Raw genomic sequence first — 24,932 nt, forward strand, 5'->3', positions numbered from 1 at the left:
TGTGTCACCGCCGCTTCCGCAGCGTCCCAGCGCCTCAGCAGCGCCGGTGAAGGGGTATTTACGGATTAGGTCTGGGACCTGCAACCCCCATTTTGAAAAAACTTCACGATTCACGAATTTTTCTACAAAAATAAAATAATAACAAAGAGTTATGTGGTGACATGCAGCTTTTACTACTGCTTTGAGGACACTGTCTGCCTATCCAATTGGGGCAAGGCGCAGTCAGAAGACGGAATCGTGGCTAATGACTCAGGGAAGAGCATACCAAATTACCTGAACGTCATGCGTGACAGGCCAGCTTTTCACCCCACCCTTCATTTACCGCGTGCCCTGACTTGAGGTCACAATTGAATTTTAACTTAAATGCAGCAGAGTTTCGAAAACAAGCTGGTCACGGCGGAACAAGGCGCGGAGCTCAACATGCAATTCGACTATGTCATCGTTGGCGGAGGTTCAGCGGGCTGCGTTCTTGCAAACCGTCTGAGCGAAGACCCTGCAACTCGCGTGTGCTTGCTGGAGGCTGGTGGTAGCGGCGATGATGTGGTCGTGCGGATGCCGTCTGCGGCTGTCGCAACTTTGCCAGGTCGACCACGCATCCACAACTGGGCCTTTGAGACTGTTCCCCAGACAGGTTTGAATGGGCGCAAAGGCTATCAACCGCGTGGAAAAACGTTGGGAGGTTCCAGCGCCATCAATGCGATGCTTTATGTCAGGGGTCAGCGGCAGGATTACGATGATTGGGCCGATATGGGCTGCGAAGGATGGGCCTGGAACGATGTTCTTCCATACTTCAAGCGTTCCGAGAACAATGAGCAGGGCGCAGATGATATGCATGGCGGCTGCGGACCGCTGCACGTGTCTCATCAAAAAGAACCCCGCCCGATCACCCGCGCCTTTGTCGAAGCCGCTGGGCAACTGCAACACCGCAGAACAAGCGATTTCAATCGGGGCGATAATGAAGGTGTTGGTCTGTATCAGGTCACGCAGTTCCACGGCCCAGCAAAGAATGGTGAGCGTTGCTCTGCCGCGTCGGCATTCTTGATTCCGGCAATGGACCGTCCAAACCTGACCGTCATCACACATGCCGTTGTCAAAGAGCTGACATTTGAAGGAAAACGCGCCAGTGGTGTAACCTACCGGACCAAGGGCAAAGGTGCGGACATCAGCGTAAAGGCCACACGCGAAGTTCTGCTGTGTGCGGGCGCGCTAAAATCGCCGCAACTTTTGCAACTTTCGGGCATAGGTGCTGGCTCAGATCTGAACCCCCATGGAATAGCCATACGTCATGAATTGCCTGGTGTTGGGCAAAACCTTCAAGACCATTTGGATTTCATCCTGACATACCGCACCAAAGACACAAACACATTTGGTATTGGTCCGGTTGGGGCTGTTCGGCTTCTTGGGCATATCCAGCGATGGTACAAGACCGGCGCTTCCATGGCCGCCACACCCTTTGCCGAAGGGGCAGCCTTTCTGAAAACCAGCCCTGATCTGGAACGCCCCGATATCCAGCTACATTTCACAATCGCAATGGTCGATGATCATGCACGCAAACTGCACTACGGATACGGGTATGGTTGTCATGTCTGCAAATTGCGCCCGGACAGCCGGGGGGCAGTTGGGCTGCGCAGCGCCGACCCAATGGACACACCGGCCATTGATCCCGCTTTTCTATCCGACGCGCGGGATCTTGAAACTATGATCAAAGGGGCGCGGATGACTCGGGATATCCTTGAAGCGCCTGCTTTGGCAAAATACCGACACAAAGAGATGTTCGGAACGGACACCGCCCAGACGGATGCCGATTGGGAAAAACACATCCGCGCCCGCGCCGATACGATCTATCACCCGGTCGGCACCTGCAAAATGGGGCGCGATCCGATGGCAGTTGTGGATCCCCAACTGCGTGTGCACGGGTTGGAGGGGCTTCGTGTTGTCGATGCGTCAATCATGCCAAAGCTGGTATCCGGAAATACAAATGCGCCGACCATCATGATTGCGGAAAAAGCAGCGGACATGATCAGGTCAGCAGCGGGTTAAGGTGCTACTGGCCTTTCATCAAGGCGTCTAACCCGACCCTGTAATTGGGATAGATCAAAGTCACGCCTAGCTCGTCCTTGATCCGACTGTTACGCACACGCTTGTTTTCATTATAGAAGCTGCGCGCCATTGGCGTCAGGTCGGCCTCTTCATAGGATACCGCCGGCGGAAGGGGAAGACCTTGTAGCTCAGCAGCGTAACCAATGACGTCCTGTGGCGGGACGGGTTCATCGTCACATACATTGTAGACGCGACCCGGGTTGGAGTTGGTCATCGAGGCGTCGAGGATTTGCGCGATGTCCTCCACGTGAATGCGCGAAAACACCTGCCCCGGCTTGATGATACGCCGCAACCCGCCGCGTTTGAGCTTGGAAAATGGACCCCGGCCCGGCCCATAGATTCCCGCCAGCCGGAAGATATGGATGGGTAGGTCGGGAATGGACGACCATTGCTGCTCGGCCAGCATGCGCCATTTGCCGCGTTTGGCCGTTGGTGCCAGAGGCGTATCTTCGTCAACCCATCCACCCTGATGATCGCCATAGACGGCAGTTGTCGACAAATATCCAACCCATGTGAATTGAGCCGCGCGGCGGGCGATTTCATCACCCAGCGCCGCCAAGACCGGATCACCCTCTGCATTCGGGGCGGTCGAAATCAGCAGATGCGTCACCCCATCCAGGTTCGGTTCCTGTCCTGGCCAGACCAACGGCTCTGCACCCGAGTCACGGATGGCTTCCATACCCTCGCTGTCACGTGTGGTGCCAAGAATGCGCCAGCCTTTCGGAGCAATATGTCGGGACAGGGCCTGTGCGGAATAACCATGGCCAAATGAAAAAAGCGTCTGAGTCATGCCCCTTTGATGGGCCTCAGTGATCCGGGATGCAAGCGCTGCATGGACGCACTTGAATCGAATCTTTGGATGCGGCTTTCTGTTGGGTATGAGCGACAAGAAACCCGATTTGCATTCGGCCTATACGCTGAACTCACCTGATGAACACAAACGCCTCTATGCGGAATGGGCTGGGGATTATGATGACAGCTTCGCCGCGCGCGAAGACTACTTGCTGCACACCCACACGGCGCGGGCATTTGTGCGTGCTGGCGGTCAAGGCCCGGTTCTGGACGTCGGCGCAGGCACAGGCCTTTGCGGCGCTGTGTTGTCCGGGCTGGGCGTCGGGCCGATAGACGCAACTGATATGAGCACGGAAATGCTGGATCAGGCCATGCGCAAGGATATCTACCGCGACGCGATCGAAGCAGACGTGACCCAAGGTATCCCGGTACCGCGCGAAAACTATTCCGGCGTCGTCTCATCCGGGACCTTCACCCATGGTCATCTTGGCCCCGAGGTCTTTCCCGCGCTGTTGCGTATCGCACGGCCCGGCGCGCAGTTTGCCATTTCGATCAATGCCCGTCATTTCGAAAAGCTGGGTTTCGCAGACATGCTGCGCCAATTGGAACAAGGTCAGATTCGAAATCTGACCCTGCCCGAGGTTCGTATTTATGGCGATCTTGCCGCCGGTCCGAACAAGGACGATAGGGCATTTGTTGCCTTGTTCGAACGGGTTTGACCCAAGGCGATTAAATCGGCCCTATCAAGTATACATCTGCTTTTTATAAGCGCGCGTACGTGTCGTCGCCTCAGCCGATCCATCGTGGTAGGTGCCGAACCACTTATCAAACGGGATTTCGGACGTGCCGTAGTTGCACTCGAAATACCGGTGATGAAGCTGGTGGAAGAAATCCCCGGCCCGCGCGGCGTCGGTCTCTCCTGCCTTCAGTTTTTCGAACCCTGAATGCGACAGAACCGGGCTGATCTGTTGGAAAGAGCTGTGAAACAACAGATGCAGCGGATGAGACGGCACAATCAGGTGGATGAAGTAGGTGGTGAAATACAGCAGGTTTTCATACCAGTGGTTCGAAATGCCAGACCATGGTCCAACGTTTACATTACGGTGATGAACGGCGTGGACGTGTTTGTAGAGCTTTGGGTGATGCTCCAACCGGTGTATCCAGTAAAAGTGCAAGCCAGACCACATGGGGATGAACATTATCCAGACGACAAACCAAACCGGAGCTTCAGCCCAGGTGATCGTTGGTGCCCAACCATTGGCCATCGCCCAGTAGATGATCCACTGGTAAACGGTTGCCACTGTCATGGCGCTGCCCAGCGTCCACCAGATATTGTCCCAAACCTGATTGCGGAAGGTAAACACGCCGTTGTTCCGCGTTAGATCCCGGCGGTCGAACTTTTTATACATGCCCTGCCCTTTGCGCATGTAAAGCCACCAGTGTAGCGCACCGGCGACCAGGATTTGCGGCACCATGTTCAACAGCCAGATCCGAAACATCCAACCGGGCGCGAAGCTCTTCATCGTCTCTAATTCGGGGAAAAAGAAGGCATAGGCCGTTACCGCCAGGACCATGCACAAGGTCAGGGACGTGATCTGTAACCACGCGCCACTGTACCATTTCAGCACAGCCGCAGGGCGCGGTGGCCAGCTGAACAGAGGGTTCAGACCTACGGGGCCTTCGGGATGATAGTGCCAGCGGGCGGTTTCGGGATCCGGGGCGATATCTGTCATGAGGCTATCTGAAGAATTGGCGGTTAGGATGCGTAGTCCGAGCCCTCTGTGTCGAGAATCGCCTTTATCTCACGCAGATGGGCTTCGGCCTGATCGGGGTAGTCGTCCAGCTCTTTTGCGGTTTTCTCGGCAATCTCATCCGACAACACACGCAGGGGCAGGCCCGTTTGCAACGCGCGAATATACGTCTCGGCGGCGCGTTCGAAGTAGTACAACCTGTTGAAGGTATCTGCGGGGTCACTACCGATGATCAAAACGCCATGGTTGCCCATGATCATGACCTTTTTCTTTGGGTCCGTCAGCATTCCAGCACAGCGTTCACCTTCATTTTCGAAGGCCAGCCCACCAAACTCTTGGTCAATCACATAGCGATTGTAGAACGTTGCGGTGTTCTGATCGATCGGTGGCAAAGTGCTGTCGGCCAACGAGGCCAGAACTGTCGCAAAGATCGAATGCACGTGCATGACGCAACGCGCGTGCGGACAGTGGCGATGGATTGACCCATGCAATCCCCATGCCGTGGGATCCGGCGCGCCAGGTTGAGACATCACCTCGGGGTCATTGGCATCCAACAGCAGCAAGTCCGACGCGCGGATGCGCGAGAAATGCGCCTGGTTGGGGTTCATCAGGAACTGCGTGCCGTCATCGTTCACAGCAAGGCTGAAATGATTGGCGACAGCCTCATGCATATTCAACCGCGCAGTCCAGCGGAACGCGGCAGCCATATCCACGCGTTCGGACCAGTGGTCGATATTGGGGCGAAGGTTGGTAACACTCATGCGTGGGCTCCTATTGCGGCTGACCTTTTGTAAAGCCTGCATTTGGTCTGCCCGTTTGACCAACGAAAAAAACAACACTATCCCATTAGCAAAACTAATGCCGGGATTATGTCGATGCAGAATAAGCTGCCTCCGCTGGGCTGGCTGCGTACGTTTGAGGCCGCAGCGCGTCATTTGTCATTCACTGGCGCGGCTCGGGACCTAAACATGACCCAAAGCGCCGTCAGCCAACAGATCAAATCGCTGGAAGGCCATCTGGGTCAGCCCCTATTCCTGCGCCGCCCCAAGGCGTTAGAACTGACCGAGGCCGGAATCACCTATTTGCCAGTGGTCCGAGAAGCGTTTCGAACTCTGATGCGCGGCACACAGGCTGTCACCGGTGCGCAACCAAACGCCGTTCAGGTGCAGTGCAACATCAGCTTTGCCGTCAATTGGCTGGCCCCGCGCCTGCCGATGTTTCAGGCCGAGCATCCCGATGTACAATTAAATATCTTCACCGAACTCTGGGAACCGCGAGAGATGGCCGAAGGCGCCGCGGTTGAGATTCGCTTTTCGTTGCGCCCGTCGGACACCACCCGGACTGAAATGCTGCGCACTGAACACTATTATCCGGTCTGTGCCCCGGGGTATCAGGTGAGTCTGGACGATCTTCAGGAGAAGCCATTGTTTGATTGCTCCAATCTGCTGTCCAATTGGTCAAGCTGGGCAGAGGAGCAGGGTCTAACATGGGGCAATCCATCGATTACCTATGCAACAACCTATCTGGTTTGCCTTTCTGCAGTCACGGCAGGCGGGGGCCTGTGCCTGGCGCACGACGCCATTGCACAACACCTGATCGAACGCGGGCAGCTTGTCGCGCCATTCGAACATCGCGCACCAATGCCCGAGGCATATTATTTGCTGCTATCCCCGCAGGCCGAGGACACGCCCGGTGCAGTGGCTTTTGCGAATTGGATTCGGCGCGAAATTGGGTCAACAACGTAATCCGGTAAGCTCCCGCCGTTGCCCAAGGCCATTGCGCACCTGTCCGATGGTCGGGCAGCACGAGTTGGCTGCAAGTGGATGGAGGCCAAACAGGAATCTATGATCTATTTGTGACGACGCAGAACCGGGGTTGCACCCGCTCGCGCATTCGTGAAAGTTGAGCCATGGAATACACACCTTTCCCAAGTTGGCCCGATGTCGCCCCCAAGTTGATCGAAGTCGCGGCCGGACGCGCGCCTGCAGACACGATCATTCAGGGCGGTGTTTGGGTAAACGTACACAGCCGCGAGTTACTGCCGGATCATTCCGTTGCGATTGCAGAAGGACGGATTGCTTTTGTGGGACCTGACGCCTCGCATTGCATCGGACCGAACACACAGATCATAGACGCGCGCGGCCGCTATATTCTGCCCGGCCTGTGCGACGCGCATATGCATATCGAATCCGGCATGCTCACCCCGGCCGAATTCGCCCGTGCGGTCATCCCGCACGGTACGACCAGCATGTTCACCGACCCGCATGAGATCGCCAATGTGCTTGGTCTAGAAGGTGTGCGCATGATGCATGACGAAGCGATGATGCAACCGGTCAATATCTTCACCCAAATGCCATCTTGTGCGCCATCTGCGCCGGGGCTGGAAACCACGGGTTATGAAATCACGCCCGAAGATGTGACAGAAGCCATGAGTTGGCCAGGCATCATCGGGCTGGGTGAGATGATGAATTTTCCGGGCGTAATCCACGGCGATCCCAAGATGCTGGCCGAGATTGCAGCCACACAACGTGCTGGCAAAACCGTGGGTGGGCATTACGCTTCGCCTGATTTAGGGTCTAATTTTGCAGCTTATGTGGCCGGTGGGCCAGCGGACGATCACGAAGGCACCTGCGAAGCCGACGCCATTGCTCGAGTGCGGCAAGGCATGCGGTCGATGATGCGCTTGGGCTCGGCCTGGTATGATGTCGAAAGCCAAATCACCGCAGTGACCGAGAAAGGGCTGGACCCGCGCAACTTCATTTTGTGTACCGATGACTGCCACTCGGGCACGTTGGTGAATGACGGACATATGAACCGTGTCGTACGCCATGCGATTGCTTGTGGATGTGAGCCTCTGATCGCCTTGCAAATGGCGACAATCAATACAGCCACGCATTTCGGGCTGGAACGCGAAATCGGATCCGTCACGCCAGGACGGAGGGCGGATATCGTTCTCAGCTCGGACCTGACGAGCCTGCCGATCGAGATAGTGATTGCACGAGGAAAAGTGGTCGCGGAAAACGGAGTAATTCAGGTCGATTGTCCGCATTTGAACTGGCCCCAAAAAGCGCGCAACACTGTTCATTTGGGCCATGCGCTAAGCTCGGCCGATTTTGAGATCAAGGCACCGGCCGGTGCGAACCGGGTACGGGCCAATGTCATCGGCGTAGTTGAAAACCAAGCCCCGACAAAGGCGCTGAAGGCCGAACTGCCAATCATTGGCGGGCTGGTCGAGGGCGAAGGTGATGTTTGCCAAATCGCTCTAGTCGAACGGCATCGGGCGACGGGTGGAGTGACCAATGCGTTTGTCTCGGGCTTTGGATATCAGGGCAAGATGGCTATGGCCTCGACCGTGGCGCATGACAGTCATCATATGATTGTCGTAGGCACGGATAAGGAACAGATGGCACTGGCAGCCAACCGACTGGCCGAAGTGGGTGGCGGCATTACCATTTTCCGCGACGGGCAGGAACTGGCGCTGGTCGAATTGCCCATTGCTGGCCTGATGTCCGACAGCCCCGCCGCCGAGGTCGCAGCCAAAGCCGATGAGATGGTGCAAGCCATGCAGGACTGCGGCTGTCATCTGAACAACGCGTATATGCAGCACTCTCTGCTGGCGCTGGTCGTGATCCCTGAACTCAGAATATCGGATCTGGGGTTGGTAGACGTGCGCACTTTCGAAAAAATCGACCTTTTGGAACCTTTGGCATGACGACACTTCTGACCCCTGACTCACAAGCGCCAGAGCAATTCACCGATCCAGCAGCCGCCGTTGCCCGTTTGGAAGAGCTTTACACACAAGCCACGGAATTCCTGTGCGACAGCTTTTCCAAGGCGATGCAAGAAGGTGCTCCGTCCGCACGATACAGAGCCTATTACCCGGAAATTCGCATTCAAACGTCCACTTACGCGCAGGTCGACAGCCGCCTGAGCTTTGGTCACGTCTCAGAGCCCGGCGTCCATGCCACCACGGTGACACGGCCCGATCTTTTCCGGTCTTACCTGACACAACAGATTGCTTTGTTGATCAAGAACCACGGCCAGCCGGTGACAATTGCGGCGTCAGAAACGCCCATCCCGGTGCATTTTGCTGTGGCGAACAATTCTGATCTGGTTGTGCCACATCAGGGAGCGGCCGCGTTCACCCTGCGTGACGTGTTTGATGTACCAGATCTGAGCACAACCAACGACGACATCGTCAACGGTGTGCATGATCACGAGGATGTCGTTGGACCCCTGTCGCTGTTTACCGCCCAGCGCGTGGATTATTCGCTGGCTCGTCTGGCGCATTACACAGCGACCGATGCAAGCCATTTCCAGAACCACGTGCTGTTCACGAACTATCAGTTCTATGTCTCGGAATTCGAAAACTACGCCCGCGAGCAATTGGCAGATCCCGCCAGCGGCTATACCAGCTTTGTTTCGACCGGAAACGCCGAGATCACGGACCCAGAGGCAGCGATTGAACAGCCGCTGAAACTGCCGCAGATGCCGACCTATCACCTCAAGCGGGAAGACGGTTCGGGGATCACGTTGGTGAATATCGGTGTTGGTCCGTCGAATGCAAAAACCGCAACGGACCACATTGCGGTGCTGCGCCCACACGCCTGGTTAATGGTCGGCCATTGTGCCGGGCTGCGCAACACGCAGGCGTTGGGGGATTTCGTCCTTGCCCATGCCTATCTGCGCGACGACAAGGTTCTGGATGACGATCTGCCGGTCTGGGTTCCAATCCCACCCTTGGCCGAGATCCAGGTAGCGCTGGAACGCGCCGTGGCCGAAGTGACAGAGTTGGAAGGGTACGAACTGAAGCGGATCATGCGGACGGGCACTGTAGCCTCGGTCGATAATCGCAACTGGGAATTGCGCGATCAATCCGGTCCGGTCCAGCGCCTCAGCCAATCGCGGGCGATTGCGCTGGATATGGAAAGCGCCACCATCGCTGCAAATGGCTACCGCTTCCGTGTTCCCTACGGCACGTTGCTGTGCGTTTCGGACAAACCGCTACATGGCGAATTGAAGCTGCCAGGTATGGCCTCATCCTTTTATACCACGCAGGTCAGCCGTCATCTGGCTATCGGAATAAAAGCGATGGAACACTTGCGCGGCATGCCGCTGGAGCGGTTACACAGCCGGAAATTGCGTTCGTTTGACGAAACAGCCTTCCTCTGACGCAAAAAAGCAACGTTTTCCCCATATTTTTAGGGGTTTCAGCGCTACTATTCGTTGTGTTTGGCCACAATATCCCGTTACAGTTACGCGGTGAGGCCCTATAGATCGGGCACGTTAAGGAGACCAAGAAATGGCAAAGCCTATGACTAAGACTCAGCTGGTTGCTGCTCTCGCTGAGGAAATGGGAACCGACAAGAAATCGGCGAACGCCGCGCTTGAGGCCGTGACCGGCCTGATCACACGCGAAGTTTCTGCCGGTGGCGCAGTCACCCTGCCCGGCGTTGGCAAAATCTACTGCCGCGAGCGCCCCGAGCGTCAAGTTCGCAACCCGGCCACTGGTGAGACCTTCACCAAAGAAGCCGACAAGGTTGTGAAAATGACCATCGCGAAAGCGCTGAAGGACAGCGTGAACGGCTAAGTTCCGTTTTTCGACATGATCAAGGGCCGCCAATTGGGGGCCCTTTTTCTTTGGCCTCAGTTTCTTTGGCCTCAGTGCAGACTGAGCAAAACCTCAAGATCACGCCGGCTTAGTCGCTCCATCAGCGACCGTTCGTCGGATGTGAGCTTTGCATCGCTGCGGATGTATTTTTCTATATGCAATGCGATGTCGCTGGTCGGTCGGTAATACAGATCGGGATCAAGTTGGCTAAGTGCTTCGACCATGCGCATCAGAATTTTCTTCTGCTTCTCTGAGTCAAGATCTTTGCGTTTTTCTTCCAGCACTCTGCACACCTTTCGTCTTTCCCTGTGTAACATAGGGCAAACCTGATGGTCGCCAAGATGCAACGAAAAGGGGCACCATTTGGGTGCCCCTCGGATCAGTGCTTTGATCGACAATTAGTGAACCGTCTCAACCTTATGGAAGTCCAGATCGCGGTCTTCTGGCATCGCATCGATGCTCAACACCTCTTTGCGCTTTGTGATCAGGATATAGACCACGCAGGCCAGATACAGACCGACAACCACCGCTCCGATCCACTGGATCTGCAGCCACTGGCTTTGGAATAACAGGGTCAGAACAAACAACAGCGCAACGTTGCCGGCCACATAAGTGGCCTTACCGAACCGTTCGACCGTCATTTTCAGGTTGTCCGTATACAAGCGGATCAACGAGTCGAGCGAGTTGATCACGAAGGTCACACCAACGATCACCATCGCGATATTGGTGATTCCTGCGGTGCTGATGCCGTTCAAATGGTAATAGTAGAGAACGGTGAACCAGATCCCCAGCGGGATGGATGGAAAGATAAGCAGCGCCGCCAGCAATTGCCACGTGGTCAGACCGCCCACAAATCGCGAGGTAAACTGACCAATCATGATCGACCAAGCGAACCACCAAAACAGATAGAAGGCGTGATAGTCGGTCAGCGGCAGGACAAACTTGTGAAGGTTGGCGAAATAAGCGCCGATATTGCTGCCGGTTTCCAAAAAGCCAGTCACGCCCATGCCTGCCGCAGCCCACATTCCGATGATCAGCGCGAGGAACAGAAAGGTCGAACCCACCGACAGGATGCGTACGTATTTCAGGTCAGTCGACGAATAGGCCGCCGCCAGGATGACCACAAATACGATGATGTAGAACGTTGTTACAACGGACTCGCCGTCTCCGACTTCGGGTAGGTAGCCGGGCAGATAGATCAGGAACAGGCTGGCGGTGAAGGCGCAGGTGCCGATGATGACCACGTTATTGATCAGCTTGACCAGCGGAATCTCAAAGAACTTCACGCGTGGTTCGATCACGCAGAAATAGAAGGCTGTCAGGAAGTAGAACGCCCAGATCAGGAAGCCCCAGAACCCAAACTCGATCGCCAGCGGGTTGGCAAATGCATAAGCAGTGTCCTCGGCATAGCCACCGAATTCTGTCAGTGGGAACATGATCAGGCCGACATCCAGACCGGATGTGAACAGGATCGCGATGAACGTGAACAGATGAACCGGTGTCACACCAACGCAACGCAGGTTCCACCATTTCACGACGAAGAAAGCGACCAGGCCCAATGCCAGCAGGACGCCAAAAGATAGAATGTACTCCAGAAGCACTGACAAACCTCCCTTGTTTGGTCAGATCGTCACGCCGTTATAGTTTATTGGCTGATCAATCAATAAAAACATACATAAATCACACCGCATGTTACCTGCGTGTCTTTTTTGGCGCAGGCAACTTGCAGCGAGCTGGAAAATCGGGAACAGTCCGCCGAACATGACAGGGGGTCTCCATGGATCTGCGCGCCATAGCCATGGGGCTTACATTTGCTCTGATCTGGTCATCTGCCTTTACCTCGGCGCGGATCATCGTTGCAGATGCCTCACCTTTGTTCTCGCTGGCGTTGCGGTTCCTGATTTCTGGTGTTCTGGGCGTGATAATTGCAAGGGCAATGGGCCAAAGCTGGCACCTCACCCAAAACCAGTGGCGCGCGACGATCCTGTTCGGGATTTGTCAAAATGCTCTTTATTTGGGTCTGAATTTCTACGCAATGCAAACAGTTGAGGCTTCGGTTGCGGCCATTATTGCATCTACAATGCCGTTGTTGGTTGCACTTGCAGGATGGCTGATCTTTGGTGAAAAGCTGCGTCCGCTGGGCATTCTGGGTCTCTTTGCCGGTTTCGCAGGTGTTGCTCTGATCATGAGCAGCAGGATAAGCGCTGGTGTTGACATGTTCGGTGTCGCGCTTTGCGGTATCGGGGCGCTTGCTTTGACATTCGCCACGCTAGCGGTTCGCGGCGCGACGTCTGGCGGGAATTTCATGATGGTCGTGGGGCTGCAAATGCTGGTTGGCTCGGCCGTCTTGTTTGTCGCTGCGCCGATCTTTGAAACCATTTACATCCATCCAACGGTGCCGCTGGCACTGGCTTTCACATACACCACCTTGTTCCCTGGGCTGCTTGCCACACTGATATGGTTTCTGCTGCTGGATCGCATCGGTGCCGTCCGGGCAGCGACCTTCCACTTCCTGAACCCCGTATTCGGGGTCACAATCGCAGCGATATTGCTAGGTGAAAAACTAGGCGCGCTGGACGCGGTTGGTGTCGCTGTCACAACGCTTGGAATTCTTGCAGTCCAGCTCTCGCGTCAACCCGCTCAGGGCAGCAAAGCTTCCACCTGATTCAACAATTTGCGTGAGTCGGGTTTGACGTTTGAACCATAAGTCGCAACTACTTCGCCCGCTGGGTCGATCAGGATCTTGTTAAAGTTCCATTTCGGTGTGAACCCAGTCTGGGCGGCAACAGCCTTGTAAAACGGATGAGCGTCTTTTCCCTTAACCGGCGTGATATCTGTCATCGGCAACGTCAGCCCATAGTTCATCTCGCAGAACTGCTTTACCTCTTCCGCGGACCCGAGTTCCTGATTGAACGAATCTGAGGGAACCGCAAGCACGACCAGCCCTTTGCCGGAATAGGTCTCATGCACCCTTTGTAGAGCCTTATATTGCCCGGTGAACCCACAGTGTGACGCGGTATTGACCACCAGCACGGGTTGGCCACGCCAATCTTCAATGGCCAATGTGCCCCCGTCGATCGAGGCGAACTCACCGGTCACCGGCGCAGCCTGAACGGCGCGACCCAACAAGATCAAGGCAGTCAAAAGCAGCAATCTGAACATGTCTTGCCCTCCCTTTTTAAATTGATACGCAGAACGGCACACTCCAGATCACTTGCACGACTGCGAGAGCGGTTTGAAATATCGCTTTGCTTTCCACCCTGCAGCCCCCAGATAATGGCGCAATAAAAAATTCTGCCGGAGGATCCATGACTCGCTATACCAAAGACCCCACGGCCATCGCTGCGCTTTCGCCCGAAGAGTTTCACGTCACTCAACGCAGCGGCACCGAACGTCCGGGCACTGGACAATACCTGAACAACAAGGAACCGGGTATCTATGTGGACATCGTATCGGGTGAGCCTCTTTTTGCCTCTACCCACAAATACGAATCCGGATGTGGCTGGCCCAGCTTTACCAAGCCGATCATCCATGAGCATGTGGAAGAGTTTCGCGACACGACCCATGGTATGATCCGGACCGAGGTCCGCTCGAAACACGGCGATAGCCATCTGGGGCATGTCTTCCCCGATGGCCCGCGCGAACATGGCGGGCTACGTTATTGCATCAATTCCGCCTCTCTTCGATTCATCCATCGCGATGACATGGAAGCCGAAGGGTATGGCGAATATCTGATTCATGTGGAGGACATCTGATGACCGAACGACGCGCTGTACTGGCCGGGGGATGTTTTTGGGGCATGCAGGACCTGATCCGCAAATTGCCGGGCGTTTCACGCACCCGCGTCGGTTACACCGGCGGCGATGTGCCCAACGCGACCTATCGCAACCACGGTACCCACGCCGAAGGGATCGAGATCTGGTTTGACCCGTCGCAGATCAGCTATCGCGACCTGCTGGAGTTCTTTTTCCAAATCCACGACCCGACCACGATTAACCGTCAGGGCAACGATCGCGGCATGAGCTATCGCTCGGCGATCTACTATTTGGACGACGCGCAAAAACAGGTCGCGGTCGATACCATCGCTGACGTGAACGCCAGTGGCTTGTGGCCCGGCAAGGTCGTGACCGAAGTCGAACCTGTCGGAGATTTCTGGGAGGCCGAGCCAGAGCACCAGGATTATCTGGAGCGTATCCCCAACGGCTATACCTGCCACTTCCCGCGCCCGGACTGGGTCTTGCCCAAACGCGCCAGCGCCGCAGAATAAAGCACCACCTGCCCGGCCCCTCTGAACCTTTCAGGGGGGCTAGCCTGTCGCCACCCTTGGTCGCCCGCTTGCCTCGACCGTAATCATGGCTTCGACAAACACATCCTTGGCCTCGACCCGCGCCGTTTTGATATCGCGATCCACAATCACCCGGATATCTTCCGCACCAGCTTCTCTTACAGCGCCCTCAGCCTCGGACTTGAGAACACGTTCCAACAAATCCAGAGCTTCTTCGGAAACCGCGAAATCCTGTGGCCCATCCTCCAGATGCACACGATACCGCCCTTCGGTCGGTGACGTGACCGTACCTGACCGCCGCATGGTCAACCGACCAACAACAGCACCGATTGCATTCGCTACACCCGCGTGTTCGGGCAGGATCATGCGGCAATGCAACCGCTCACCCACAGCCGGGTAATAGCTGGGGGCTGACGCCCCAAGACCCACCACATCCACATTCAACGCGGCATTCAACGACAGCAACCCACGATGTTGCGCCAACCCACGCTGCGTCAGCACGTGGCGCGCCAAGTCATGCGGCGGCAGTCCAAACCCTTCGCTCTCCTCGTCGAAAGCAGCCTCTAACAAGGTCAAACTGGTCTGTTCTGTCAATTGATCCACAATCATCTGCGCCAACGCCTCTGGCGAATTTGCCAGCATGTCCCCAGATCCGACCCGTTTGCGGGCCACCAGCTCCAAGGCCTTGCGCGCTGCTTCGGCGTCCCAGGCATTGACGCGCCCAAGCACGTGACTGGCATCCGAGGGTGTCACACCCGAGACCTGAACGATCCCGCGGTCGACCAAGCGGTTCAGAGCGCCATTCTCCATCCGTGACCGCAGCAACGCGCCAAGGGGGAGGACCTGATCGCCCAGACGCTCCAACAAAATCTCTTCCCGTACGCCCACGCCGTCAGCATGGACCCCCGGCACGCGTCGCACAAATCGAGTGTCATGTTCTCCGACTGTTGTGGCTCGCATCTGAGTATCCAGAATGCCATGCACAACATCTGGCGCCTCTGCCGCGATCAAAGACACAGGTAGAACACGCCGTGGCCCCAGAAACACACCGCTCTGCAATCCTTCGGTCACTACGTGCACCTGGCTGTCGCCGCCCAGACCATGGGTGCGCATCGCCACAGCTTCAACCATGGTTCGAAACCCACCCACTTGCGCACCGGCAGGATCAATCGCGGGCTTTCCATCCCGGATCAACGCCACATCGGTTGTGGTGCCACCAATGTCGGACACCAGCGCATTTTCCGCCCCGGTCAGCCAGCGCGCCCCGACGATCGAGGCCGCTGGGCCGCTGAGAATCGTTTCAATCGGGCGTTCCCGCGCCTGTTCGGCGCTCATCAATGCGCCATCGCCACGCACCACCATCATCGGGGCCGTGATCCCCAATGCGCGCAACTGATCTTGCGCGCGCCCGATCAGACGGTCGATCATGCCGATCAATCGTGCATTCAGAACCGCCGTCACAGCGCGCTTAGGGCCGTTCAGCTTGGCAGACAGGTGGTGCGAGCATGTCACCGGCGCACCGGTCTCTTGCAACACAACCCGCGCTGCTTCCAGCTCATGCGCCGGGTTGCGGGTCGCAAACTGAGATGCAATGGCAAAGCCCGAAACCCCTTTATGAGTGTCTAAAAAAACCTCCAAGGCGGCGACATCAAGCGGCGCGGCCTCGCTGCCCGAATGTGTGTGCCCACCCGCAATCACAAGGGCTGGATCGTCCTTTAGTGCGTCCTTCAAGCCATGTTTTTGCAGATCGCTATGCTTGAACCCGATATAGATCAGGGCCACACGTCCACCCTGCCCCTCGACCAGAGCGTTTGTGGCCAGTGTTGTCGACAAAGACGCCATCGCGATCTGATCCGGCGCAACCTGCGCCTCTTCCAAAACAGACGAAATCGCATTGCCCACGCCAATCGCCAGATCCGCGCGCGTGGTCAGGGACTTGGCCGAAGCAATCACCTCTTTCTCGTCCCGGATCAACACCGCATCAGTATAGGTGCCGCCTGTATCTACCCCCAATGACAGCGTCATCGGATCCTCCTTACTGTTTGCTGCGGATGGGTGTAGCGGTTATGCGCGACGCGTCCAGCCTGTTTGCGGCATTTATAACAACTGTTCCACCGCCCAGCGCGCAGCATCAGCCACGGCTGGATCCGGATCTTCTGTGAGCGCCCGAGCGACAGATATCAAACACGGCTGTCCCGAGTTTCCAATCGCATAAAGCACATTTCGCACGAACCGATCTCGCCCGATGCGCTTGATAGGTGATCCGGAAAATTTCGTGCGAAAACCCGCATCATCCAACGCAGCCAATTCGCTCAGTACAGGCGCTTTCAGATCGTCCCGGGCGGCATAACGTATGTCGCTCGCGGCAACAGCAAACTTGTTCCATGGGCAAGCCGCCAGACAATCATCGCATCCATAGATTCGATTACCCAACTTGCTACGCAACTCGATCTCCACCGGACCTTTATGTTCAATGGTCAGATATGAAATGCACCGCCGCGCATCTAACTGATACGGGGTTGGAAATGCGTCGGTCGGGCAGCTGTCCAAGCAAGCGCGACATGAACCGCAGTGATCTACCTCCGGCTCGTCCGTCGGTAGTTCAATTGTTGCAAAGACAGAGCCTATAAAGGCCCAATTACCCCATTCCCGACTCACTAAGTTGGTATGTTTTCCCTGCCACCCTAGTCCAGCCGCATGCCCCAATGCCTTTTCCGGGACGGGTGCGGTGTCGACAAACACCTTCACCTCACCTCCGGCTTCAGAAACCAGCCACCGCGCCAATCGCTTCAGCCGTTTCTTTACCAGATCGTGGTAATCCTTGTTTTGCGCATAAACCGAAATCGCGCCCCGGTCTGGATAATTCAGAACCTCCGTCGGGTCATGTTCTGGCGTGTAACTTTCGGCCAACATGATCACCGACCGTGCCTCGGGCCACAAGGCACCAGGATCACCGCGCCAATGCACCCGCTCGGTCATCCACCCCATCTGTCCGTGATACCCCGCACCCAAAAATGCCCCAAGGCGCTCTGGCACCTGCGGAACATCCCATGGGCGGCATACTCGACACGCCACAAACCCCTCTGCCAGGGCCTGTTGTACCAGCTTTTTCTTCAGATCTGATCCGCTCTTCATCTGGCCAAAAATACCTTCGGGGGAATCGCGCCTCCGGCGCGATGGGGGCAGACAGCCCCCTGCTGAACCCTATCAGAAATCCAGATCGGCGTAATGAGGCGGCGGTCGAAACCCTGGTACCTGATCCGCCAGAATAGACCGAAACGCCGGGCGCGACTTGATCTTCGCGTACCAATCCTTGACCACCTGGCTGCGGTTCCAATCCACATCCGAGATATAGTCCAGCGCCGACAAATGCGCCGCCGCCGCGAAATCAGCCAATGTCATCTGATCTCCGGCCAGCCAACGGCGGTGATCCAGCAGCCAGGCCATGTAGTCCAGATGATACTTGATCGCCTTGGCACCCTGTTTGACATTCTTGCTGTCCGGGTATCCCTGACCTGTCACTTTCTTGTTCACCCGTTCGTACAGCAGCTTGGACGTCACTTCGTGATGGAACTTGTCATCGAACCAGCCCACTAGGCGCCGGACCTCAAACCGGGCTTCGGGGTTTTTCGGCATCAACGGCGGTTCGGGGCGGGTTTCTTCGATATATTCGCAGATTGCTGCGCTTTCAGACATGATTTGCCCATCCAGACGCAGCACTGGTACTTTACCTGCCGGGTTGCGGCGCAGAAAATCCGGATCCTGTTCCCAGTATCGCTCCTCGACCAATTCAACCTCGATCTTCTTCTCTGCCAAAGACAATCGGACCTTGCGGCAATACGGAGATAGGGGAACATGAAACAGACGCGCCATGGGCTTCCAATCGAACCAGTGAATTCCTGACTGATTTAGCCCTTGAGGGAGGCGGGTTTCAATCCTCGAAACAATCTGCGCGACCATCTGCGCGGATGGTGGCCGCCCCATCCATAATCGCAGCCGCACGCCGACGCGTGCGCACGCTTGGATCCGTGACCGAACGATTGCGCGGAGATGGCAGGATGGCAGCAATCCGCGCCGCCTGAACCGAGCTCAACTGCGCTGCACTTCTGTTGAAATAACGCTGTGCGGCTGCTTCAACGCCAAACACTCCATTCCCGGTTTCCGCGACGTTCAGATAAACTTCCAGAATGCGTTGCTTGCTCCAGAAAACCTCGACGACCGGAGTGATCGAGGTTTCCATCGCTTTCCTGACCCAACTGCGCCCCTGCCACAGGAATACGTTCTTCACCACCTGTTGTGTGATGGTCGACGCACCGCGATTGCCGCCGCCCTCAATCGCGTCACGAATGGCCTCGACATCGAATCCCCAGTGCAGGCAAAAATTTGCATCCTCAGCCGCAACGACGGATCGCGCCATGATGGGAGAGATTTCTTCAATCGAGACCCATTCGCGCTCAACCTTGCCCAACCGACGCCACTCCGACCATATGGTGTGGGTTACCGGCGGATTTACAACTGAATACAGCAAGACCAACGCGACAACCAACGCGACACCCGCCAATGCGACTCGCATCACCCAACGGCGAAGTCGTTGCGCCACTGGTGTTTTCTTGCTGGATGCCTTCTTATTCTTACCGCTTGATTTGCGGGCTGCTTTCTTCGCCATGTCTCAGCTATACGACGCACCGCCTGCGTTTGAAACGACCTAAATCACGAATGCGCGCGCCTCGCGCGGGTGAACCACCGGCCGCGCTGTTTCCAGAAACATTGGATCCGCCCCCGCCAGTTCGGGGAACAAATGTAACACTTCGCTTTGAGTTTCCCGGTCTGACGCTGATAAGGCATGACCCGGATAATAACTTTCGCTCTTTGCCCCATTGGCGATGATAATCTGATGCTGCCTGAACAACAGGTGGATATATTCCACTTCACCACCTTCGACACGTGTGACGGTATCGCCATTGACCAGAACATGGGCTGCAACCAGCGCCTCGGCATGTCCAAAAAAGTAGGATGCACGCCAATCTTCGATCAGCATTCTATGCTGCGGCGAGACAAGAAGTGGACGATCAAGATCAAAAACGCCTGTCTCAAAACGGATCGGTGCTAATTTACCCTTGGCCTTGACCACCGTACGCCCCACCCAGATCAATGGTTGTGGGCCATGATCCAGAGTTGTGACCAGATCACCGGCTTTCAGGTCTTCCACTGCGCGGTCCCCTTCGGGGGTCGCGATCATCGTGCCAGGTGTAAAACAGGGCGGACCCAGGGTACCGACATCCAATGGCCCTTGCGTGGTGACAAATGTGGTCGAAACCAACGTGCCGGGTTGTAGCACCTGACCGTCCGTCGGCGTAAAAACCCGAGAGCCATCGGCAAGATAAAACGTGGTTCCGACATATGTTACGTTGCCGACACCTGCCACATTGATCGTAATTGTGTCCCCTGGCCAGGAGTTTGTGACGTCCTGCCCATTTACGGTATCACCGCTTGGCGCATCGATTTCGTTGTCATCATCCACATCCGTGAAATCAAGACTGACGACCGCAACAGATGTTCCCGCCGGCGGCGGGTTCGCCGGATCGAAGGTATAGAACTGGTCGCGATACGTTGTTGGCATACTTCTGCCCTCGATTTGCACCACAGGATTTCCAAAATCATCCTTGGTTTTCGTTCAAATTCTACAAAGACTGGCGAAATTCCTGTGATTAGGCAAGAAACCTACTAAGACAGCGTAAACAAACCGGGCCTCGCGTGGTGCAAATGACACGCGAGGCCCGACTTTTAATACTGTTCAGCCTTAGATTGTTACATCAGGCTTCATTCAGCAGGAACTGCGGTGGCTTCGATACTCAGCGGATGGCTCAGTTTGTTCAGCATTTCCTTGGGGCACACCTGCAAAAAGTTGCCTTTTTCCATGTCCCAATGTTGCAGAATATCAACGGCTTTCCGGCTATAGGTCTCTTCAGCGTGGCGAGCAACAAGAGCCTTCAACTGCTCTTCCCAATGTGCGACAGAAACCGGACAGGTGACAAGCGTCTCCATGTTCATCAGCGCTTGGGCCCTGCCTTCGGGATTATACAGATAAGCCATGCCGCCTGTCATACCAGCGCCAAAGTTGGCTCCGATATCGCCCAAGATCACTGCAACACCGCCGGTCATGTACTCACATCCGTTCGAGCCGCAGCCCTCGATGACCACCTTGGCACCTGAGTTCCGCACAGCAAACCGTTCACCTGCACGACCAGCGGCGAACAGATGACCGTCGGTGGCCCCGTAAAGGACCGTGTTGCCGATAATCGTGTTGTCATCCGCCTTCAAAGGGCTGACCTGCGGCGGGCGCACAACAATCGTGCCACCAGACAGACCTTTACCCACATAGTCGTTGGCATCGCCCGAAACCTCGAGCTTCAGTCCCGGCGCGGCAAACGCACCCAAAGACTGACCGGCCGAGCCCTGTAGTTTCACATGCAGATGGTCATCCTGGAACGTGTTCCGCATCCCGAAATTCTGCACAATGTGACTGGACACACGCGTACCTACCGTCCGATGCGTGTTCTGAATGGCGTAAGACAGCTGCATTTTTTCGCCATCTTTCAGGAACCGTGCAGCATCACGCACGATTTCGGCGTCAAGTGTATCCGGAACTGCGTTACGGTCCTTGTCCCGGTTATAAACGATGTCTTGTGCTCCATCGACGGTGATCAGCAGCGGGTTGAGGTCCAGATCGTCCAGATGCGCAGACCCACGGCTGACCTGCGCCAGTAGATCCGCCCGGCCAATGATCTCATCCATCGAACGCGCGCCGAGGCTGGCCAACAACTCGCGCACTTCTTGCGCGTAGAAGGTGATCAGGTTCACCACCTTGTCTGCATTGCCGGTGAACTTGGCGCGCAGGCTTTCGTCCTGCGTACACACGCCGACCGGGCAGGTGTTCGACTGACACTGACGCACCATGATGCAGCCCATCGCAATCAGGGCGGCAGTACCAATGCCGTATTCCTCGGCCCCCATCATCGCGGCCATAACGATGTCACGTCCAGTGCGCAGGCCACCATCGGTCCGCAAAGTTACGCGGTCGCGCAGGTTGTTCATCGCCAGCACCTGATGCGCTTCGGTCAGGCCCATCTCCCACGGAAGACCGGCATATTTGATTGAGGTCGCCGGAGACGCACCAGTGCCACCATTGTGACCCGAAATAAGGATAATATCTGCTTTCGCCTTGGCTACACCGGCCGCAATCGTGCCTACGCCCGAAGATGCAACCAGCTTGACCGTCACCTTGCAACGCGGGTTGATCTGCTTGAGATCGTAGATCAACTGCGCCAGATCCTCGATCGAGTAGATATCGTGGTGCGGCGGCGGAGAGATCAGCGTCACGCCCTTGGTTGAGTGCCGCAAACGCGCGATCAGGTCCGTAACCTTCATGCCAGGCAACTGACCACCCTCACCGGGTTTCGCGCCCTGCGCGACCTTGATTTCAAGCTCTTCGCACTGGTTCAGATACTCGGCGGTTACACCGAACCGACCCGAGGCAACCTGTTTGATCTTGGCCGATGGATTATCGCCATTGGGCTCTGGCACAAAATGCGCCGGATCTTCACCACCTTCGCCTGAATCAGACTTTGCACCGATCCGGTTCATCGCCACGTTCAGCGTCTTATGCGCCTCTGGCGACAGCGCGCCCAGCGACATGCCCGGGGTGACAAACCGCTTGCGGATCGAGGTGATCGATTCGACCTCTTCAATCGGGATCGCTTTGCCCTTGGGTTTGAAGTCCATCAGATCACGCAGATGGATCGGCGGATTCGATTGCATCTTGGCGGAATATTGCTTCCACAGCTCATAGGAAGCGCGATTACATGCCATTTGCATCATGTGCATCGATGTGGCTTCCCACGCATGGGTCTCACCCGATTTCCGCGCCTTGTAGAATCCCCCGATAGGCAGCACGTCCAGACCACTGTCCCAGGCCTTTGCGTGGATTTCCTCAAGCTTGGTCTGGATACCGGTCACGCCAATACCCGAGATCCGGCTGGTCATGCCCGGGAAATACTCGGCAACCATAGCGCGGCTAAGGCCCACGGCCTCAAAATTCAGCCCGCCACGATAGGATGAGATCACTGAAATGCCCATCTTGGCCATGATCTTCAGAAGGCCCTGGTCGATGGCTTCGCGATACCGCGCAACATTCTCGGTCAAAGTTCCCTCCAGCAGGCCGCGGTCAATGCGGTCAGCCAGCGAATCTTCGGCCAAATATGCATTCACAACCGTCGCCCCGCAGCCGATCAGTACGGCAAAATAGTGCGGGTCAATACACTCAGCTGAACGCACGTTCAACGAGCAGAATGTCCGCAACCCTTGCCGGGTCAGATGAGAATGTATCGCGCTGGTCGCCAGGATCATTGGCATCGCAACCCGACCCTCGCCTGTGTTCATGTCGGACAACACGATATGCCCAGCGCCCGAGCGTACCGCCTCTTCAGATTCGGCTCTAACACGGGCCAAACCTGCGCTCAGCGCGCCGCGACCTGGTTCAAAGCTACAATCAATCTCGACCAACGGTGCATCAAAATTCTCGACCAAATTGTCCCATTGCGCATTGCCGACAAAGGGGCTTTCGAGGACGATGATTTCGGTCTGGCTGCTGTCCTCATCCAACACGTTCTTTAGGTTGGCAAAGCGCGTTTTCAGCGACATCACCCGGTATTCACGCAAACTGTCGATCGGTGGGTTGGTCACCTGGCTAAAGTTCTGACGAAAGAAATGGCTAAGTGGTCGGTACTGTTTCGACAATACCGCCGAAGGGGTATCGTCACCCATCGACGCAAGCGCCTCTTTACCGTCTTCTGCCATCGGAGCGAGGATTTGCTCCAACTCCTCAACCGAATACCCCGCCGCGATCTGACGCTTGCGCAGCTCTTCGCCGGAAAAGATCGGGGCTTCGGTGACACCCGCCAGCGTGCCGTCAAGATCGTTGATCTTGCCGACCCACTCACCGAATGGCAGCGCAGCGGCCAGCTTGTCCTTGATCTGCGTATCGCGGTACAGCTTGCCCTTTTTCATATCCACGGCCAGCATCTGGCCCGGGCCAAGTGCCCCCTTTTCGGTTACGCTGGCCTCGTCGATCGGAACCATGCCCGCCTCAGAGCCCGCGATAACAAGCCCGTCACCCGTCACGACATACCGCATCGGGCGCAGTCCGTTCCGGTCCAAACCGGCACAGACCCAGCGACCATCGGTCATCGCCAGCGCGGCGGGGCCGTCCCATGGCTCCATCACCGAGTTGCAGTAGGAATACATGTCGCGCCACGCCTGCGGCAACTCAACCGCCTGTTTAGACCAGCTTTCCGGCACCAGCATGGTCTTCGCCATGGGTGCGGAACGGCCTGCGCGCACCAAAACCTCAAAAACCGAGTCTAATGCGGCCGAATCTGATGATCCCCCCGCGATGATCGGTTTGATATCTTCCGCATAATCGCCAAAGCTGTCCGAAGTCATCCGGATCTCGTGGCTTTTCATCCAGTTGATATTGCCCTTCAGGGTGTTGATCTCACCGTTATGCGCCAACATGCGGAACGGTTGCGCAAGCCACCATTGCGGGAAAGTGTTGGTCGAATAGCGTTGGTGGTAAATCGCAAAAGCTGATTCAAAACGCTCATCCATGAGGTCGGGATAGAAAACCGCCACCTGCTCGGCCAACATCATACCTTTGTAGATGATCGAACGACAGGACAGAGAGGCAAGATAGAGCCCGGAAATCCCAGCAGCCGCTGCAGCCTTTTCGATGCGGCGGCGGATTACGTACAACTCACGCTCAAAGGTCTCTTCATCCACGCCCTTGGAATTCGAGATCAGAATCTGTTCGATCTCGGGCCGGGTCGCATTGGCTTTTTCGCCCAGGCACGTCACATCAACCGGTACGTGACGCCAGCCGTAGATGTAATAGCCCAAGCGTAGCACTTCGGTTTCTACGATGGTCCGGCACTGTTCCTGGGCGCCAAAATCGGTACGAGGCAGGAAAACCTGTCCCACTGCGATCAGCTCATCCAACTTGGGTTCGTGGCCGGTACGGCGGATCTGGTCATAGAAAAATGGAACCGGGATCTGCACGTGAATACCCGCGCCGTCACCGGTTTTACCGTCGGCATCAACTGCACCGCGATGCCAAATCGCCTTAAGCGCATCGATCCCTGCGTCTACCACCTTGCGCGACGGTTTGCCGTCGACGGATACGACAAGACCCACACCGCAGGAAGAATGCTCTTCTTCCTCGGAATAGAGACCGTTTTCCGCCATCCAATTGCGCTTGGCTTCCTCGGCCCGCACCCAATCGGCATCATATTTGGTCATTGGCTATTTCCTTCTTTCAAGGGAACGTTTGGCGACGAAC

The 24,932-nt window shown here is 56.2% G+C and carries 21 protein-coding genes; 9 read left to right on the plus strand and 12 right to left on the minus strand.

Annotation, left to right across the window (positions count from 1 at the left end):
* Positions 1-420 precede the first annotated feature (420 nt).
* Positions 421-2,040: a choline dehydrogenase gene (locus I9187_RS00005; RefSeq protein ID WP_209940099.1), complete on the plus strand. Its 1,620-nt coding sequence runs from the start codon at positions 421-423 to the stop codon at positions 2,038-2,040.
* 4 nt (positions 2,041-2,044) lie between these two features.
* Here the strand turns inward: I9187_RS00005 and I9187_RS00010 are convergent, their stop codons facing one another.
* Positions 2,045-2,890 (minus strand): SDR family oxidoreductase, encoded by an 846-nt coding sequence (locus I9187_RS00010; protein ID WP_171178843.1) that lies wholly within the window; start codon positions 2,888-2,890, stop codon positions 2,045-2,047.
* A gap of 88 nt (positions 2,891-2,978) precedes the next feature.
* Between I9187_RS00010 and I9187_RS00015 the strand changes: the two genes are divergently transcribed.
* Positions 2,979-3,611 (plus strand): class I SAM-dependent methyltransferase, encoded by a 633-nt coding sequence (locus I9187_RS00015; protein WP_171178841.1) that lies wholly within the window; start codon positions 2,979-2,981, stop codon positions 3,609-3,611.
* A gap of 24 nt (positions 3,612-3,635) precedes the next feature.
* Here the strand turns inward: I9187_RS00015 and I9187_RS00020 are convergent, their stop codons facing one another.
* Positions 3,636-4,625, minus strand: coding sequence for a sterol desaturase family protein (locus tag I9187_RS00020; RefSeq protein WP_171178839.1), 990 nt, complete (start codon positions 4,623-4,625; stop codon positions 3,636-3,638).
* A 23-nt stretch (positions 4,626-4,648) separates the two neighbouring features.
* The gene (locus I9187_RS00025) at positions 4,649-5,404 is read right to left on the minus strand and encodes a class II aldolase and adducin N-terminal domain-containing protein (RefSeq protein WP_171178837.1); all 756 of its coding nucleotides are present in this window, start codon (positions 5,402-5,404) and stop codon (positions 4,649-4,651) included.
* Positions 5,405-5,518: 114 nt separating this feature from the next.
* Here I9187_RS00025 and I9187_RS00030 point away from each other — a divergent pair, with 114 nt between their 5' ends.
* The 4 genes from I9187_RS00030 to I9187_RS00045 all read left to right on the plus strand — a co-directional run bounded on the left by I9187_RS00030 (position 5,519) and on the right by I9187_RS00045 (position 10,233).
* The gene (locus I9187_RS00030) at positions 5,519-6,388 is read left to right on the plus strand and encodes a LysR family transcriptional regulator (RefSeq protein ID WP_171178835.1); all 870 of its coding nucleotides are present in this window, start codon (positions 5,519-5,521) and stop codon (positions 6,386-6,388) included.
* Positions 6,389-6,552: 164 nt separating this feature from the next.
* Positions 6,553-8,355 (plus strand): adenine deaminase, encoded by a 1,803-nt coding sequence (ade, locus tag I9187_RS00035; RefSeq protein WP_171178833.1) that lies wholly within the window; start codon positions 6,553-6,555, stop codon positions 8,353-8,355.
* Complete coding sequence (locus I9187_RS00040) at positions 8,352-9,815, plus strand: AMP nucleosidase (RefSeq protein ID WP_171178831.1); 1,464 nt, start codon at positions 8,352-8,354, stop codon at positions 9,813-9,815. The genes ade and I9187_RS00040 overlap by 4 nt, the downstream gene beginning before the upstream one ends.
* Positions 9,816-9,945: 130 nt before the next feature.
* Positions 9,946-10,233 (plus strand): HU family DNA-binding protein, encoded by a 288-nt coding sequence (locus I9187_RS00045; RefSeq protein WP_050605937.1) that lies wholly within the window; start codon positions 9,946-9,948, stop codon positions 10,231-10,233.
* A 71-nt stretch (positions 10,234-10,304) separates the two neighbouring features.
* Here I9187_RS00045 and I9187_RS00050 read toward each other — a convergent pair whose 3' ends face one another.
* Positions 10,305-10,538, minus strand: a complete 234-nt coding sequence (locus tag I9187_RS00050) for a hypothetical protein (RefSeq protein ID WP_171178829.1) — start codon at positions 10,536-10,538, stop codon at positions 10,305-10,307.
* A 114-nt stretch (positions 10,539-10,652) separates the two neighbouring features.
* The gene (locus I9187_RS00055) at positions 10,653-11,849 is read right to left on the minus strand and encodes a BCCT family transporter (RefSeq protein ID WP_171178870.1); all 1,197 of its coding nucleotides are present in this window, start codon (positions 11,847-11,849) and stop codon (positions 10,653-10,655) included.
* A gap of 182 nt (positions 11,850-12,031) precedes the next feature.
* On the opposite strand from I9187_RS00055, the gene I9187_RS00060 reads away from it, so the two are divergent.
* On the plus strand, positions 12,032-12,919 hold the full coding sequence (locus I9187_RS00060) for a DMT family transporter (RefSeq protein WP_171239066.1): 888 nt from the start codon (positions 12,032-12,034) through the stop codon (positions 12,917-12,919).
* Here the strand turns inward: I9187_RS00060 and I9187_RS00065 are convergent.
* Positions 12,895-13,416, minus strand: coding sequence for a glutathione peroxidase (locus tag I9187_RS00065; protein WP_171178825.1), 522 nt, complete (start codon positions 13,414-13,416; stop codon positions 12,895-12,897). The genes I9187_RS00060 and I9187_RS00065 overlap by 25 nt on opposite strands.
* Positions 13,417-13,562: 146 nt before the next feature.
* Here I9187_RS00065 and msrB point away from each other — a divergent pair, with 146 nt between their 5' ends.
* Entirely contained in the window at positions 13,563-14,009 is a 447-nt protein-coding gene (gene msrB / locus I9187_RS00070; protein ID WP_171178823.1) for a peptide-methionine (R)-S-oxide reductase MsrB, read from the plus strand.
* Entirely contained in the window at positions 14,009-14,521 is a 513-nt protein-coding gene (gene msrA / locus I9187_RS00075) for a peptide-methionine (S)-S-oxide reductase MsrA (protein WP_171178821.1), read from the plus strand. Before msrB ends, msrA begins: the two co-directional genes overlap by 1 nt.
* A gap of 39 nt (positions 14,522-14,560) precedes the next feature.
* On the opposite strand, the gene I9187_RS00080 is transcribed toward msrA, so the two are convergent.
* From I9187_RS00080 to gltB, 6 genes are all read right to left on the minus strand, one after another.
* Positions 14,561-16,564, minus strand: coding sequence for a hydantoinase/oxoprolinase family protein (locus I9187_RS00080; RefSeq protein WP_171178819.1), 2,004 nt, complete (start codon positions 16,562-16,564; stop codon positions 14,561-14,563).
* Between the two features lie 72 nt (positions 16,565-16,636).
* Positions 16,637-17,674: a tRNA epoxyqueuosine(34) reductase QueG gene (queG, locus tag I9187_RS00085; RefSeq protein WP_171178817.1), complete on the minus strand. Its 1,038-nt coding sequence runs from the start codon at positions 17,672-17,674 to the stop codon at positions 16,637-16,639.
* 72 nt (positions 17,675-17,746) lie between these two features.
* Complete coding sequence (locus tag I9187_RS00090) at positions 17,747-18,412, minus strand: glutathione S-transferase family protein (protein WP_171093340.1); 666 nt, start codon at positions 18,410-18,412, stop codon at positions 17,747-17,749.
* Positions 18,413-18,470: 58 nt separating this feature from the next.
* Positions 18,471-19,205: a monofunctional biosynthetic peptidoglycan transglycosylase gene (gene mtgA, locus I9187_RS00095; RefSeq protein ID WP_209940030.1), complete on the minus strand. Its 735-nt coding sequence runs from the start codon at positions 19,203-19,205 to the stop codon at positions 18,471-18,473.
* 39 nt (positions 19,206-19,244) lie between these two features.
* A complete protein-coding gene (locus I9187_RS00100) occupies positions 19,245-20,159 on the minus strand; it encodes a Hint domain-containing protein (protein ID WP_171178813.1) in 915 nt (304 codons plus the stop codon).
* 200 nt (positions 20,160-20,359) lie between these two features.
* Positions 20,360-24,892, minus strand: coding sequence for a glutamate synthase large subunit (gltB, locus tag I9187_RS00105; RefSeq protein ID WP_209509321.1), 4,533 nt, complete (start codon positions 24,890-24,892; stop codon positions 20,360-20,362).
* Positions 24,893-24,932: the final 40 nt, after the last annotated feature.

The sequence above is a fragment of the Ruegeria sp. HKCCE4148 genome, from assembly GCF_017872495.1.
Classification (GTDB): Bacteria; Pseudomonadota; Alphaproteobacteria; order Rhodobacterales; family Rhodobacteraceae; genus Ruegeria.